General features: G+C 41.3%; 13 protein-coding genes. 10 read left to right on the plus strand and 3 right to left on the minus strand.

Annotated elements, in window-relative coordinates; genetic code table 11:
- Positions 1 to 617: 617 nt before the first annotated feature.
- The 7 genes from HY841_10170 (at position 618) to HY841_10200 (ending at position 10,721) form a co-directional block, all read left to right on the plus strand.
- Positions 618 to 2,768 (plus strand): HEPN domain-containing protein, encoded by a 2,151-nt coding sequence (locus HY841_10170; protein MBI4931118.1) that lies wholly within the window; start codon positions 618 to 620, stop codon positions 2,766 to 2,768.
- Positions 2,769 to 2,783: 15 nt separating this feature from the next.
- A complete protein-coding gene (gene cobA / locus HY841_10175; GenBank protein MBI4931119.1) occupies positions 2,784 to 3,557 on the plus strand; it encodes a uroporphyrinogen-III C-methyltransferase in 774 nt (257 codons plus the stop codon).
- Between the two features lie 14 nt (positions 3,558 to 3,571).
- Positions 3,572 to 5,122 carry a TSUP family transporter gene (locus HY841_10180; protein MBI4931120.1) on the plus strand — a complete coding sequence of 517 codons (1,551 nt, stop codon included), beginning with the start codon at positions 3,572 to 3,574 and terminating at the stop codon, positions 5,120 to 5,122.
- Between the two features lie 27 nt (positions 5,123 to 5,149).
- Positions 5,150 to 5,854, plus strand: coding sequence for a phosphoadenylyl-sulfate reductase (locus tag HY841_10185; protein MBI4931121.1), 705 nt, complete (start codon positions 5,150 to 5,152; stop codon positions 5,852 to 5,854).
- Between the two features lie 17 nt (positions 5,855 to 5,871).
- Entirely contained in the window at positions 5,872 to 6,777 is a 906-nt protein-coding gene (gene cysD, locus HY841_10190; GenBank protein MBI4931122.1) for a sulfate adenylyltransferase subunit CysD, read from the plus strand.
- A 113-nt stretch (positions 6,778 to 6,890) separates the two neighbouring features.
- On the plus strand, positions 6,891 to 9,452 hold the full coding sequence (locus HY841_10195) for a T9SS type A sorting domain-containing protein (protein MBI4931123.1): 2,562 nt from the start codon (positions 6,891 to 6,893) through the stop codon (positions 9,450 to 9,452).
- Between the two features lie 30 nt (positions 9,453 to 9,482).
- Entirely contained in the window at positions 9,483 to 10,721 is a 1,239-nt protein-coding gene (locus tag HY841_10200; protein MBI4931124.1) for a 50S ribosome-binding GTPase, read from the plus strand.
- Between the two features lie 104 nt (positions 10,722 to 10,825).
- Here the strand turns inward: HY841_10200 and HY841_10205 are convergent, their stop codons facing one another.
- From HY841_10205 to HY841_10215, 3 genes are read right to left on the minus strand one after another with little or no spacing between them, the layout of a single operon-like run.
- Positions 10,826 to 11,269, minus strand: coding sequence for a hypothetical protein (locus tag HY841_10205; GenBank protein ID MBI4931125.1), 444 nt, complete (start codon positions 11,267 to 11,269; stop codon positions 10,826 to 10,828).
- A 19-nt stretch (positions 11,270 to 11,288) separates the two neighbouring features.
- The gene (locus HY841_10210; GenBank protein ID MBI4931126.1) at positions 11,289 to 12,218 is read right to left on the minus strand and encodes a hypothetical protein; all 930 of its coding nucleotides are present in this window, start codon (positions 12,216 to 12,218) and stop codon (positions 11,289 to 11,291) included.
- A 30-nt stretch (positions 12,219 to 12,248) separates the two neighbouring features.
- Positions 12,249 to 12,542 carry a hypothetical protein gene (locus tag HY841_10215; protein ID MBI4931127.1) on the minus strand — a complete coding sequence of 98 codons (294 nt, stop codon included), beginning with the start codon at positions 12,540 to 12,542 and terminating at the stop codon, positions 12,249 to 12,251.
- A 339-nt stretch (positions 12,543 to 12,881) separates the two neighbouring features.
- Between HY841_10215 and HY841_10220 the strand changes: the two genes are divergently transcribed.
- The 3 genes from HY841_10220 to HY841_10230 form a co-directional block, all read left to right on the plus strand.
- On the plus strand, positions 12,882 to 13,133 hold the full coding sequence (locus tag HY841_10220) for a helix-turn-helix transcriptional regulator (GenBank protein ID MBI4931128.1): 252 nt from the start codon (positions 12,882 to 12,884) through the stop codon (positions 13,131 to 13,133).
- Between the two features lie 99 nt (positions 13,134 to 13,232).
- The gene (locus HY841_10225; protein ID MBI4931129.1) at positions 13,233 to 14,930 is read left to right on the plus strand and encodes a gliding motility-associated C-terminal domain-containing protein; all 1,698 of its coding nucleotides are present in this window, start codon (positions 13,233 to 13,235) and stop codon (positions 14,928 to 14,930) included.
- Between the two features lie 217 nt (positions 14,931 to 15,147).
- A partial coding sequence (locus tag HY841_10230; protein MBI4931130.1) for a hypothetical protein occupies positions 15,148 to 15,459 on the plus strand: 312 nt, incomplete at its 3' end.

Below are 15,459 nucleotides of genomic sequence, written 5' to 3' on the forward strand. Positions count from 1 at the left end.
ATAATAGACATTATTCAGATTAAGATGTTATATCCACGATTTTCAACACAGAGTTCACAGAGTTTAATGAGTTTCACAGAGCAGAACTCTCTGTGTAACTCTGTCTGCTCAGTGTTCTCTGTGTTAAAGATTTTTTTCATTGGTAATATATCTAAAATCAAGCACATAAACCCTTATTCGGAATAATGTCTAATAAGGAAGAGAACTTGTGAAGCGAAATAATATTTTCAGAATTCGAAATCATTTTTACCTTTGCCCAACGATTGAAATCAATGACTGCAATTTTCCATATAACAAATGCAAACGGCACCATGTGCTGTATGTGTATTTAATCCGGAAGAGCGTAAGTCATAAAACATAAAACAACATTGACGAGGGCTCTTCCGAAAGGTGGAGCCCTCTTTTTTTATACTAACTGTAAAACAAAAAATGAAAACAACTTTAAACATTAATCCTGAAACTTTAAACTGCTGCATGATGTGTATGCAAAAGCGGAAGGTCTTTGTCTTGCGGAGTTGAAAAATAATAACTCAAACAACCAAAGCCCTTCCGTGAAAACGCGAAGGGCTTTTTTGTTGCCCAACAACTTAATCAACCTGTTAACTAAACAACAATATATGCAAAGCTTCAGAACAAAACTCGAAAACCAAACAGTAGAAAAAGACATTCTCGATTTGGAGAAAAAGATTCATCTTTTCCGTGAAGGAGAAATTGATTCGGAGAAATTTCGTTTCAGCCGATTGCTGCGGGGCATTTACGGGCAGCGCCAGCCGGGCGTTCAAATGGTGAGAATAAAAATTCCGTTTGGAAAACTTTCCGCGAAACAACTTTTGCGCATCGCGGATATTTCGGATGAGTATTCAAACGGAAATCTTCACCTTACTACAAGGCAGGATGTGCAGATATATTATGTATCGCTTGATAGAACTCCTGAACTCTGGGCGAAACTTGAACAGGATAACATCACGCTTCGCGAAGCCTGCGGAAACACGGTGCGCAACATAACGGCTTCATCCATCGCGGGCATTGATCCGAAAGAACCGTTTGACATTACGCCTTATGCCAACGCGCTTTTCAAATTCTTTTTGAGAAACCCCATACAGGAAAATCTCGGCAGAAAATTTAAAATTGCTTTTTCTTCCAGCGAAGACGATACCGCTTTTACATTCGTTCATGATTTAGGGTTCATTCCGAAAGTTAAAATTGTTGACGGAAAAATTGTGCGTGGATTTAAAGTTGTGATAGGCGGTGGACTTGGCGCTCAGCCCATTCTTGCGCAAATCGCTAATGAATTTCTTACGGATGGGCAGATAATTCCTTTTTCTGAAGCAACCGTTCGCGTGTTTGACCGCTATGGAGAAAGAAATAACCGCCACAAAGCGCGTCTCAAATATCTGATAGCTAAAATCGGATTGGAAAATTTTATGAGCTTGGTTGAAGAAGAACGCCTTGCGTTAAAATCAGCCGGACAAATTAGTAATCTGTCCAACACAGAAATCCCCGCGTATGATTATAACAAAGATGAGCGTGGAAAAGTTTTTACAACACTTAAAGTGAGCGATGATAAGAAATATAAAAAGTGGTTCGACACAAATACGTTTGAACAAAAGCAACAGGGATTTTTTGCTGTAGGCGTGAGAGTGCCGCTTGGAAATATCCGTTCTGACAAAGTAAGGCAGTTTGCAGAAGTGGTAAAGAAATATGCTGCGGATGATTTGCGTATTACACTCAATCAGGGATTTCTCCTTCGCTTTGTTCCGAAAGAAGCATTGCCTGCGCTTTACAAAGAACTGGATTCGCTTCAACTAACTCTTGTCGGATTTGACAGCATTGGAGATATTACCGCTTGCCCCGGAACCGATACCTGCAATCTTGGAATTGCTAACAGCACGGGCATCGCGCTGGAACTGGAGAAAGTTATTCAGAACGAATATTCCGATTTACTCTATGACAAAAACATCAAAATAAAAATCAGCGGGTGCATGAACTCCTGCGGACAGCATTCGCTCGCGCACATCGGTTTTCATGGAAGTTCGCTCAAGGCGGGAACGCATATTATTCCTGCGCTTCAGGTATTGCTTGGAGGTGGTGTGATTGGAAATGGAGAAGGAAGAATTTCTGACAAGGTGATAAAAATTCCGAGCAAACGCGGACCGGCTGTGCTGAGAGAAATTCTGAATGACTACGAAAAAAATTCTTCAGAGAACGAAACCTTCAACCAGTATTTTGACAGACAAGGGAATAATTATTTTTTCCGACTGCTGAGAAGCCATGCAGATTTGTCAACGATTGCGGATGACGAATACAAAGATTGGGGTTATGAAGAAAATTACAAACTATCTGTTGGTGTTGGCGAGTGCATGGGCGTGCAGATTGATTTAGTGGCAACATTGCTTTTCGAAGCGGAAGAAAAAATAGAATGGGCGAAAATTTCTTTAGAAGAAAATCTTTTTGCTGATTCCGTTTATCATTCTTACAGTGCGTTTGTGCAGGGAGCGAAGGCATTGCTGCTTACCAATCAAATTCAGACTAATTCGCAGCACAGCATTTTGGTTGAGTTTGAAAATCATTTCGCACCGTCAGTAGGATTCTCCTATGAGAAAAGCTTCAAAGAAACTGTTCTGCAGATAAATTCAAATGAACCGACTAAACAATTTGCAGAAAAATATTATACAGAAGCAAAGGATTTTCTGAATAAAGCCAAAGAACTTAGGGAAGAACTCATCAGGCAGGAATCATTTACAAAAGCAAAAAAAAATAATCAATAACTAAAAATTATAAAAATGTCAAACAATAAAATTCAACCAAAGTTAACCCTTGCAGGTGCAGGACCTGGCGATCCGGATCTCATCACTGCAAAAGCAATTCAAGCGCTTGGAAAAGCCGACATCGTTTTATATGACGCGCTTGTGAATCCTGTTCTTCTGAAATATGCTTCACCCAATGTGAAAAAGATTTTCGTGGGAAAAAGAAACGGACAGCATTCGCTGAAACAGGATCAAATAAATAATCTCATAGTGGATTTAGCATTCACGTACGGACATGTTGTGCGCCTCAAAGGAGGCGACCCTTTTGTTTTTGGAAGAGGTTATGAAGAAATTCAGCACGCTCAATCCTTCCACATCGAAACGGAAGTGATTCCGGGAATTTCTTCCTCTCTTGGAGTTCCTGCCATGGCTGGAATCCCGGTTACACATCGGGGGCTCAGCGAAAGTTTCTGGGTGATTACAGGAACTACACGCACTGGTGAACTTTCACGCGATATCAAACTTGCTTCGCAATCTACGGCAACGGTTGTGATTTTAATGGGCGTTCACAAACTTCATGAAATCGTTGAAGTTTACAAATCATCGGACAAAGCAAATCTGCCTGTTGCTCTCATTCAGAACGGAACATTGAAAGACGAAAGAATTGCCGTGAGCACAATCAATACAATTGAAGAAATTGTTAAAGACAAACACATTGGTTCTCCTGCTGTAATTATTGCCGGAGAGGTGGTAAGGTTACACCCTGAATTTTTAGTGGAAGAAGTAATAAAAAAATATTTACTCAACTAAAAAATAAAAAGTAAATGAACTCTGAAGAAAAAATATCTGAATCATCAGTAAAATCAGGAAAAGGAAACAAACTCTTCCCGATTTTTCTGAAACTGGAAAAACTAAAAGTCCTGATTGTTGGAGGTGGAAATGTTGCATTTGAAAAACTATATGCAATCATCGGAAACAGTCCTGAAACGGAAGTAACTGTTGTGGCGCCAGAAATCCTACCAGCGTTTGAAAAAATTGCCGCACAGCAACCTAATATAAAGCTCAAGAAAAGAGTTTTCTTTCCGGGAGATTTATTCAATGTCGATATAGTGATTGCAGCAACTGCCGACAATGAGTTAAACAAAATAATTAAAGACGAAGCCAGAAAGCGGGAAATACTTGTAAACGTGGTGGATACGCCAGAACTCTGCGATTTTTATCTTGGCGCCATCGTGAAAAAAGGGGATTTGAAAATTGCCGTATCAACAAACGGTAAGTCACCTACATTTGCGAAACGTATGAAAGAAATGCTTGATGAAAACCTGCCTGAAGAAACTCAGGAAGCGCTTGAAAATCTTTCCAAGGTCCGTTCTAACCTCAAGGGAGATTATTCTGAAAAAGTTAAAAAGTTGAATGAAATTACTTCTGTGCTTGTAGAAAATAACCTGGCATCACTTCAGCCGCATTTAACTATTGAGCAGAAAAACAAGAAACCAAAATACAAGCAGGCAAAATACTGGTTCATCTATTCCTCTTCCGCACTGGCGCTGATGATTGTCGGGCATATTCTTTTTTCTTTTCTCCCACTATCAGAAATTGGCGGATATATTGGCAGTGCGGCAAGCAGGATTGACAAAACCATTTTACTTTTTGTTCTGGGTGGATTTCTTGCGCAGATGGTAGATGGTGCGCTCGGAATGGCGTATGGGGTTACGGCAACAACATTTCTTTTGTCATTCGGCATTTCTCCGGCAGCAGCGAGCGCGAGCGTTCATACTTCTGAAATTTTTACAACGGGCGCTTCAGGAATCAGTCACCTTCGTTTCAAAAATGTGAATACAAAATTGTTCCGAAATCTTCTTATTCCCGGAATTCTCGGTGCAATTCTCGGAGCGTATATTCTGTCTTCGTTGCAGGAATATGCAACTTACATCAAGCCGATAGTTTCGGTTTACACCTTGATTCTCGGAGTGGTCATTATTTTAAAGGCAGTAAGAAAAGTAAAAACGAAAAAGAAAATTAAACGAGTAGGGCGGCTTGCTTTTATCGGTGCGTTCCTTGATTCCATTGGAGGCGGTGGATGGGGACCCATTGTTTCCTCCACGCTGATTGCGAGAGGAAGGTCGTTTCGTTATACAGTGGGTTCGGTGAATCTCGCTGAGTTTTTTGTCACGCTCGCAAGTTCACTTACTTTTTTTATGTTTATCGGAATTCAACACTGGAATGTGATTGCAGGATTAGTAATTGGCGGAATGATTGCCGCTCCTTTTGCCGCGTATCTTACATCCAAAATTCCTGTAAGAGCCGGGCTTATTACTGTGGGAGTTGTGGTAATCATTGTAAGTCTGAGAATTCTTTATAAAACATTTTTCTAAAAAAAGATTCAAAGGTATTTCTAAATGATGCATACGGATAAAATACAAAAGATTGAGAAATTAGTTTCAGGAAAAACTTCAGAAGAATCTCTTGCATTGCTCTCAAAAGAATTCTCGGGAAGAATTGTTTTTTCAACAAGTTTCGGACTGGAGGATCAGGCAATCACGCATATGATATTTTCAAATAACTTGCAAATAAAAATTTTCACGCTCGATACGGGACGAATTTTTCCTGAAACGTATTCGGTTTGGAACAGCACAAGAGAAAAGTACGGCAAGGAAATAGAGGCATTTTCTCCGAATGCAGATGCTGTTCAGAAAATGGTATCGGCAAAAGGCCCCAACAGTTTTTATGATTCGGTAGAGAATCGTTTGGAATGCTGTCGCATCAGAAAAGTGGAACCGCTTCACTGCGCATTGAAAGGGAATGAAGTTTGGATTACCGGAATCCGAAAAGATCAGTCTCCAAACAGAGAGAATCTTTCTTCAGTTGAATGGGATGAGAAAAATCAGATTGTAAAATTTCATCCCTTGTTTGATTGGAGTTTTGATAAAGTGAAAAGTTTTGTTAAAAAAAATAATGCACCCTATAATTCTTTGCACGATAAAGGATTTCCAAGCATCGGCTGCCAGCCTTGCACCCGCGCAGTAAAAGAGGGAGAAGATCCGCGTGCCGGAAGATGGTGGTGGGAGAATACAGATAAAAAGGAGTGCGGACTGCATGTTTCTTAAATTTGCCTAATCATTCTATGCAGTATAAACTAGATTATCTTGACCAATTAGAATCCGAATCCATTCACATCTTCCGTGAAGTGGCAGGGCAGTTTGAACGACCTGCTTTATTATTTTCAGGTGGAAAAGATTCTATCACATTAGTTCATCTTGCATTGAAAGCTTTTCGTCCGGGAAAATTTCCTTTCCCGCTTGTCCATATTGACACAGAGCATAATTTTCCGGAAGCCATTGATTTCAGAGACAATCTGGTAAAAAAAATTGGAGAGAAATTAATTGCAAGAAGCGTAGGTGATACTATAAAAGAGAAGGGATTGGTTGAGAACCGTGGAAGATTTTACAGCCGCAATGCCTTGCAGACCTATACACTTCTGGATACAATAGAAGAATTCCGTTTCGATGCCTGCATTGGTGGTGCACGCAGGGACGAAGAAAAGGCAAGAGCGAAAGAAAGAGTATTCTCTGTTCGCGATGAATTCGGGCAATGGGATCCGAAAAAGCAGCGTCCGGAACTCTGGAGCATTTACAACGGCAGAATCCGGCAGGGAGAAAACGTGCGCTGCTTTCCCATCAGCAATTGGACAGAACTGGATATCTGGAATTACATCAGGCGTGAAAATATTGACCTGCCTTCCATTTATTTTTCTCATACAAGAAAATGTATTGTCCGACCGGGAGGAATACTTGCCTATTCCGATTTTGTTTATACCGATAAGGATGATGTTATTGAAAACCGTAAAGTTCGTTTTCGCACAGTAGGAGATATGACTTGCACGGCAGCCGTTGAATCAGAAGCAAATTCACTGGATGACATCGTCAGTGAAATTGAAGAAACAAAAATATCCGAGCGAGGTGCAACACGACTGGACGATCAAACTTCTGATGCCGCGATGGAAGACAGAAAAAAAAGCGGGTATTTCTAATTTGTATCTCATGCTGAACTTGTTCCAGCAGCTGAAAAGATTTTCCGCAAAATCCTTGACCAAAAGTTTTGCTTTGCGTACCTTCGGTTCACCAAATAAACAACACCATCATTATGAATATCTTTCCACTCATTTCCGCACTTCTCATTACTGCTTCCGCATTTTCTCAGCAATGGGTTGAGATGATGCAGAATCCCAATTCAAATTTTTATGATATTCAGAAAGAATTTGATGCCTACTGGTCTCAGCCAGAAAAGAAAAAACTTTTGAATGAAATGAAAAATGAGGGATCTGAAAAAAGAAAATGGTTCAGAAAAGAAGAAGAAAAAGAAGTGGCTGGATGGATACAGTTTAAACGATGGGAATGGCTTAAAGAGCAACGCGTTTATCCTTCGGGAAATTTATTCCCACCAGATGATTATTTTCAGGCGGTTGAGTCAAAACTAAATTCAACAACTGTTGCAGGCAGTTGGACATTTCTCGGACCAAGCAATGTCCCGACCAATGGAGGAGCAGGAAGAGTGAACTGCATTCGTTTTGATCCATCCAACACAAATATTGTTTATGCCGGTGCGCCAGCAGGAGGTTTATGGAAATCAACTAATGGCGGAAGCGGCTGGGCGATGTGGAATACCGATGCCCTCGGCTCGCTCGGAGTAACAGATGTTGCAGTTGACCCTACAAATTCTCAAATCATTTATTTGGGAAGCGGAGATGGGGACGCAAGCGATACATATGGACTTGGAGTTTTAAAATCTACTGACGGAGGAGCAACATGGAACGCAACCGGGTTAAACTGGACAGTTACACAAGGAAGAACCGTGAGAAGAATTCTGATTGACCCGACCAATACACAAATCATTCATGCCGCAACGAGTAATGGAATTTATCGCTCTACCGATGGAGGCACAACTTTTTCGCAGGTATCTACTGCTGCTCCGCGTGATATGGAAATGAAGCCGGGCGATCCGACAACCATTTACGCAACAACTTCTGCTACAGTCTACCGCTCTACAAATTCAGGGCAGAGTTATGTTTCTATTTATTCTGTTTCTGGTGCTGGAAGATTAGCAATTGCCGTAACTCCTGCTGATGCAAATTATATTTATGTTCTTGCTGCTAATAATTCAAGCAGTGCTTTTCTCGGATTGTATCAATCCATCAATGGTGGAACATCTTTCTCGCAAAAATCTACTACTCCCAATATTCTTGGCTATTCAAATACTGGCAACGATGCATCGGGGCAGGGATGGTATGACCTTTCTGTAGCCGCTTCTCCTGCAAATGCAAATGAAGTCGTGATTGGCGGAATAAATATTTGGCGTTCAACCGATGGAGGAAACAGTTGGGTCATCAATGCACACTGGACCGGTTCTGGAGCGCCCTACGTTCACGCGGATGTACATGATGTGATTTACCTTCCTGGAAACGGAAGCACCATTTATGCAGGATGCGATGGCGGAGTTTTCCGTACGCAAAATAGCGGAGGCAGCTGGAGCGATATGAGTAACGGTTTGCAAATAGCCGAGCAGTACCGCCTCGGACAATCGGCAAATAACGGAACATGGCTTATCACCGGAAGACAGGACAACGGTACGGATAGATTGAATGGAGTAACCTGGTCTCGCGTGCTGGGTGGTGACGGCATGGAATGTTTTGTTGACCGCACAAATAATAACACCATGTATGGAGAATATTACAATGGAGATTTTCAACGCTCAATAAATGGAGGAAATAATTGGGCAAGCATTCAAACGGGACTCGCAGGAAGCGCAGCATGGGTCACTCCCTGGTGCCAGGATCCAACTGCAGCAGCAACAATCTGGGCTGGCTATCAGGAAGTTTTCAAGTCTACCAACCAGGGAACTGCGTGGACTCAGATGAGTTCACTCGGAAGTACGAGTACCATCCGCGGAATTGATGTGGCGCCATCCAGCAATCAGGTGATTTATGCTTCGCGCACAACTTCCATTATCAAATCTACTAACGGAGGAACTTCATGGACAACTGTTACAGGAAATCTTCCTGTCAGCAGCGCATCCATCACTTACATTGAAATTGATCCGACAGACGCCAACCATGTTTGGGCGACTTTTTCTGGGTATTCTTCCGCTAATAAAGTGTGGGTTACCACGAATGGAGGAACTTCATGGACAAATTATTCAACAGGAATTCCGAATCTTCCTGTCAACTGCATTGTGTATGAAACAGGCTCAGCAAACGGAACGCTGTATGCAGGAACTGATTTGGGAGTTTATTACCGCGATAACACCATGAGTTCATGGGCATCGTACAGCACTGGGTTGCCGAATGTGATTGTGGATGAACTCGAAATTCAATACACTGTTTCAAAACTCCGCGCGGCAACTTATGGAAGAGGAATGTGGGAATCCCCGCTTTATTCCCCTGTAGGAATTTCTGAACCCATTAATTGCGAAAATGATTGCATAAATGTTTTTCCGAATCCTACAGATGGAAAGTGTACTCTCGTCTTTGCGAGCGGAGCGAAGCAATCTTATATTGAGATATACAATGTGATGGGAGAAAAAATTTATTCGTCTCAAATAAATTCTGGTAAAACGGAAATTAATTTAAGCAAACAACCCAAGGGGATTTATTTTCTTCAGATTCAATCTTCTGGCAAAACGTACAACAGCAAGATTGTTATAGATTAAAACTCAAATAGATTATTTTTGCTTCCCTTTATGGACTTACTCAGATTTCTCACAGCAGGAAGTGTGGATGACGGAAAAAGCACGCTCATCGGGCGGTTGCTTTTTGACAGCGAATCTGTTTCGACAGATATTTTGCAGGCGATTGAAAAAGCCAGCAAAGGAAAACACGCAACAGAAATAGACTTATCACTTCTCACTGATGGCTTGCGTGCAGAGCGCGAGCAGGGAATCACCATTGATGTGGCGTATAAATATTTTACCACTGAGAAAAGAAAATTCATCATAGCCGATACTCCCGGGCATGTGCAGTACACGCGCAACATGGTTACGGGCGCTTCCAATTCAAACCTTGCCATTATTTTAATAGACGCGCGTAACGGAATTACCGAACAAACACACAGACATTCGATCATCGCGTCTCTTTTCGGAATTCAGCATCTCGTGGTTTGCATTAACAAAATAGACCTGATGAATTATTCAGAGAAAGTCTTTAATGACATTGTTGACCGCTACAAGAATTTTTCTAAAAAACTATTTGTAAATGACATCACCTTTATTCCTGTAAGCGCAAAGTTCGGAGACAATGTAGTAACCCGCTCTGAAAAAATGCCATGGTACACGGGAAAAACATTACTTCATCATCTTGAAACCGTGGAATTGACAAGCGACTTCAATTTTTCTTTAGCAAGATTTCCTGTGCAGTACGTGATACGACCGAGAGAAGATGCACTGCATGATTACCGCGGCTATGCAGGAAAGGTAGTGAGCGGTATTTTCAAAAAAGGAGATATTGTGGAAATTTTTCCTGCCGGAAATTCTTCCCGAATAAAGGAAATTGAAATTGCTGAAAAAGAAATTGAAGAAGCATTTGCTCCTCAGTCGGTGGTAATTCACCTGGAAGATGATATTGACATAAGCAGAGGAGATGTTATTGCAAAAAAAGATGATTCTCTTCTTGTTACTCAGGATATTGAAGCCACTGTCTGTTGGATGAGCGAAAGGCCGCTGAATGTTGGTGCGAAACTTCTTCTGCGTCACAACGGAAAAACCGTTAAAGCATCTGTGCGCGATGTGCTTTATAAATTAGATGTGAGCTCGCTTGGTAAAATGGAAGAAGATAAATCCATCAAGCTGAATGAGATTGCAAGAATTCAATTACGGACAGCTTCTCCCATTGCCATAGATAAATTTATTACCAACCGTGCGAACGGAAGTTTTGTTCTGTTTGATGAAAACACCAACGAAACGGTTGGAGGTTGTGTGGTATAGCACCCCATCCCGCTCTTCCCCAAAGGGAAAGGAGAAAATAAAAACTTCAAAAAATATTCTTTCTAAAGATTCCCTCCCCTTTGGGGAGGGTTAGGGAGGAGTAATTATTGTTTGAACCCAACCAAAATGGAAACGCATCCGCTGGGAACAAGCCCTGAAGGTGCATCCACATCAGGCACCATTACTTCAATCGTCAATTGTTGAGTTGACTCAACAGTGAAATCCCAGTAATCAGTTTTTCCCTGATCCTTGCTGCTGAATAATTGGCTTTTGCTGGCGTCTTTCATTACAAAAAAAACATCGCCCAGTGTTTCCTGCGAACCCACCATGATGCGGTAAGTTTGTCCGGAATAAAAAGTAAGCGTGAGTTCAGCATGGTCGCCAGATAGCAGAACCGAGCTGTTGATTTGCCCGTTATGAATGAACGGAGCAAGTTTCGGAATTTGTTTTTTCACAAATCCTTTGCACTGAGCGCTTGCATGAGCAAAAGTAAGAAGCGCAACAGCGCCAACTAAAATAATTCTTGAGAAGTTGAAAAAGTTTTTCATGGTATTCAATATCTGATTATTAGTTTTGACCGCTGGTAATTTTAGTTCTGATTTCTGCAACTTTAACTGTAAGTTTTTCTACCAACTCAGGAGTCATTGTGTAAATTATTTTTCCCCCGATAGTAGTAACTTTTGTATTCGGATTTGTTTTCGCTTCAGAAGCAGTTTTGGATTCAACTTTTACCTGATCATAAATCTCTTTCAGTTGTTTTACATCTGCGAGAACACCTGCAATGCCCGCATCCTGTTCATAGGAACTGAGCAGCCCTACAACATTGTCGAGAGTTCCTTTCTGTTCCGCGATGCGGTTGATGATGTCCAGAGGGTTTTTAGAAGTTTTTGAAAGTTGAGTGCCCAAGTAAAGTGCTTCGATAAATCCGCCCGCAATCACCAGGGAAGAAGCATTTTCACGCTGGCTCTCTTTCAGCATTTCATCCGTGTTCATGTATGAATCGGAAATGATGGTAAGTAAAGAATCTTTTTTGCCCGTGTTGTTCTGAATCCGGTCAACCGTTTTTTCATCAAATGCATTGCCAACGCCAAGCGATTCGGCAAGTTTGCGTGTGCAGGCAAGATATAAAATAGACTCTTGGGTGTTATCATCAAACACGCTGGTATAACTGAGGTCAGCGCCATACACGCCAAGGTTGAGCGCTTTGCTTGTGTTGGTGCTGTATTTAGTAACATTGTTGGGGTCATTCAGCAAATCTTTGTTATACTTTGCTCCTGCTTTCTGAATCAACTGAGCCAGTTCAATGGGAGAAGGAATTGCGTAAAAAATATTCTGAGCTTTGCTCGGGGTCTTGGTCATTCCGTTGCCATCGCCCGTGTCGGTAGTGTCGGCACCATCGCCTTCACCATTCCCTTCGTTGCCACCGCAGCTAATAAAGAAGGGAGAAAAAAAAGAAATAATAATGCAGGCAACTAATAATTTTTTCAAAACTTTCATGATGATTTAATTAGATTAAACGAGGATTTTTCATTGGGCATGTCCCGTATTTTTTTCGGGAATTGCCAAAGATAGAAAATAATTTATACACCAAAATCTTAGTTTTTTCTTTCCCCCTTTGAAGAGAGCGACACGAAGTGCGGGGAGATGTCTTGGGCGTTTCCCCCGCACATCAACCGTCATTGCGAGCGTAGCCAAGCAATCTCTCAGAAAATTTACTGCTGCATAATCAATGTGCGGGGCTGTGGGCTTTCCACTCCAATCGCTAACGCAAACAACAAAATTATTTGTCCTGCCTTGCAGGATGGCGCTTTTAGCGCTCATCGGTGATTACTAATTTGCCTGTTGCAATTACCTCACTGCCCCCTCCCTGTGTCCCTCCCCCGTTGGGAGAGGGAACTGTCAGCCGAACGAAATACAGTCCGCTTGCGAGTGGGTATTATAATCACTCGTTTTCATTTTTGCTTTTTGTTTGTCTGATTCTATACACCACAGGTAACTCACCCACTGCGGCTGTGCAATAGTTCTTCGGCACTATGAACACTATTTTCGCAGATGATTCGTTCATTGAGGTTAAGGAAAAGACAAAGGTTTAGGTGAAGGGTTTTCCTCCACCTTAATCCTTAACCTTCTTTACTGATACATGCGCCTAAACACACTGCAATGTCCGATGACGATGAAATAGAAAAAAAGAAAAACCTGCTGAAATTATTTCTGGCGGGCTCTACGTTAACAAAACGCGAACTGGAAATTTTTGTGTTGCTTGCTCAGGGAAAAAAGAATAAAGTAATTGCTGCTGAGATTCACATTTCTTATTACACCGTGAAAAACCACCGCGCCAGCATTTACGCAAAGCTTAGCGTGAAAAGCAAATTTGATTTATGGAAAATTGCCCAAGGGCTGGGGCTGGTGTGAAATTGCGAAGGAGATGGGGTGGATATGAAAAAGTATTTTGCGCAGAAGAGAATAATGCGGTGACTATTCCCTATCTTTGTTTTAACTTCCTCTCCTCTGATGAAACAATCTTTACGTTTTGTCCGATTAATCGAACTCCGTACTTTTGTCGGAGCACTATGGGTTTTGCTCGTTGCGGTTAGCGAGATTTCGTTTTCGCAAGGAACTTGGGTGCAGAAGGCGAGTTTGCCTGCAGCAGGACGAATGCAATCTTTTGCTTTTGCAATCGGAGATAGCGGTTATGTTGGATCTGGAATAGATGGTAGTAATTCCTATAACGATTTTTGGTTATATAATTCTATTATCAACACATGGACTCAAAAAGCAAATTTTATAGGAGGGGGAATGGCATATGGTTTAGGATTTGCAATTGGAAACAAAGGGTATGCAGGAATAGGCACAACATGTCCAAATCAATTATTTGAATATGATCCCTTAAATAATATTTGGACACAAAAAGCAACTTTGCCTGGAAATCAAAAACTGGCTGCTGGAACATTTGTCATTGGTAATGAAGGATATGTTATTGGGGGAAGTTACTATTCACAAGAGTTATGGGTATATAATCAATCAACAAACTCTTGGTCGCAAAAGGCAAATTATCTTGGTGCGGGAAGAACTGATATTGACCGAATGCCTTTCGTATTAAATAACAAAGCTTATGTTGGTCTTGGAATCGACACAATAAATGGTTACAATGATTTTTGGGAATATAATCCAATATTAAATACATATACACAAAAAGCAAATTTTCCTGGGCTAGGAGGAGCTGGAGCAGTAGGATTTGCAATATTTTGTACAGGATATGTCGGCTTGGGAGGGGCATATGGTCCAACTGCCAATTTTGGGGAGTATGATCCTTTTACAAATACATGGAATGTAATTAGCTCCCTCACAGGAAACAATAGAATTGATGCTTTATCATTTGTGATTAGCAACAGAGCTTTTGTAGGATTGGGAGTTAGTAGTACAAATTATTATTCTGATTTATGGGAATTCATTCCGAGTATTGGTGCAATTACAGCAACAGTTTTTGCAAATATTAATACGCTGTGTAATGGAGAAATCACTTCAATCTCAGCATCTGGGGGAATAAATTATTCATGGAGCAATGGTTCAACAAATAATACTATTATAGTTTCTCCTACTATGTCAACAAGCTATTCTGTTATTGTAAGTGATGTGTGCGGAAGCGATACTGCTTCAATAACTATTACTGTAAATCAACCGCCTGTTCCTTTAATATCCGGCAATACATCCATTTGCACAGGAGATTCAACAATACTTACCACTTCAGGCGGAGTTTCGTATTCATGGAGCACGGGAGCAACAACTTCATCACTTCTTCTCTCTCCTTCATCAACTACAATATATTCAGTAACCGTTGTAAATGCAAGCGGGTGTACGGGAACAAGTGCATCTACTATTATTGTTGATCCGTGTTCTTCCCCTATAGATTGTCCGAATATTTTCATTCCTAACGCCTTTTCTCCAAATGGCGATAATGAAAACGATTTTTTCCTCGCACAAGGAACTAATTGTGTGAAAGATTTCTTTCTCGCAATCTACAATCGCTGGGGAGAAAAAGTATTTGAATCAACCGACCCTGCTTTTAAATGGGATGGAACAAATCAGGCACAAGGCGCAGGAGACAAAGGTCAGGTGATGAACACGCAGGTTGTTACTTATTACCTGAAAGCAACTCTTATTGACGGCAACGAGATTTCCAAAAAAGGGAATATCAGTTTAGTCCGATGAAATACGGACTCTCGCAAAGCGGAGTGCGGTAAAGAAAAGTAATCAATAATCGGTAATCGGTAACAGTTCACCGATAACCGATAACTGCTCACCGATAACCTGAAGTTATTTGTCGTCCTACACCTGTTAATTTTTATTCAGCATGGTTTTGTTTCTAATGAAATAACTTTTACCTTTGTCCTTCATATTTTATACACGCCACCATAATAATATCAGATTGAAAAAACTTTTCGCACTCTGCGCAGCGTTCTTCCTTCTCCCCTCTCTGGTGAAAGTCCTCCCTTATGGAGAGGATTTAGGCGGGGCTTCTCTTCTTGCTCAGGATAACGTTGGCATCGGCACCAACACGCCCAATGCAAGCGCCATTCTGGAGATGCTTTCTTCCAATAAAGGAATGCTTGCCCCGCGTGTTACTACGGCACAGCGTAATGCCATTGTGGTGAATGCTTCCACCGATGGCTTGCTGGTTTTTGATACTTCTTTCGGATGTTTCTTTTATTATTCCGCTCTCTCAAGTTCATGGGTTTCG

The sequence above is a fragment of the Bacteroidota bacterium genome (assembly GCA_016213405.1).
GTDB lineage: Bacteria > Bacteroidota > Bacteroidia > Palsa-948 > Palsa-948 > Palsa-948.

Bases quoted from the DNA above. Each gene is read 5' to 3' on its own strand.
- HY841_10185 (MBI4931121.1), top strand. From the start codon at position 5,150: ATGCATACGGATAAAATACAAAAGATTGAGAAATTAGTTTCAGGAAAA.
- HY841_10220 (MBI4931128.1), top strand. From the start codon at position 12,882: ATGTCCGATGACGATGAAATAGAAAAAAAGAAAAACCTGCTGAAATTA.
- HY841_10180 (MBI4931120.1), top strand. From the start codon at position 3,572: ATGAACTCTGAAGAAAAAATATCTGAATCATCAGTAAAATCAGGAAAA.
- HY841_10195 (MBI4931123.1), top strand. From the start codon at position 6,891: ATGAATATCTTTCCACTCATTTCCGCACTTCTCATTACTGCTTCCGCA.
- HY841_10205 (MBI4931125.1), bottom strand. From the start codon at position 11,269: ATGAAAAACTTTTTCAACTTCTCAAGAATTATTTTAGTTGGCGCTGTT.
- cobA (MBI4931119.1), top strand. From the start codon at position 2,784: ATGTCAAACAATAAAATTCAACCAAAGTTAACCCTTGCAGGTGCAGGA.
- HY841_10215 (MBI4931127.1), bottom strand. From the start codon at position 12,542: ATGAGCGCTAAAAGCGCCATCCTGCAAGGCAGGACAAATAATTTTGTT.
- cysD (MBI4931122.1), top strand. From the start codon at position 5,872: ATGCAGTATAAACTAGATTATCTTGACCAATTAGAATCCGAATCCATT.
- HY841_10200 (MBI4931124.1), top strand. From the start codon at position 9,483: ATGGACTTACTCAGATTTCTCACAGCAGGAAGTGTGGATGACGGAAAA.
- HY841_10210 (MBI4931126.1), bottom strand. From the start codon at position 12,218: ATGAAAGTTTTGAAAAAATTATTAGTTGCCTGCATTATTATTTCTTTT.
- HY841_10170 (MBI4931118.1), top strand. From the start codon at position 618: ATGCAAAGCTTCAGAACAAAACTCGAAAACCAAACAGTAGAAAAAGAC.
- HY841_10225 (MBI4931129.1), top strand. From the start codon at position 13,233: ATGAAACAATCTTTACGTTTTGTCCGATTAATCGAACTCCGTACTTTT.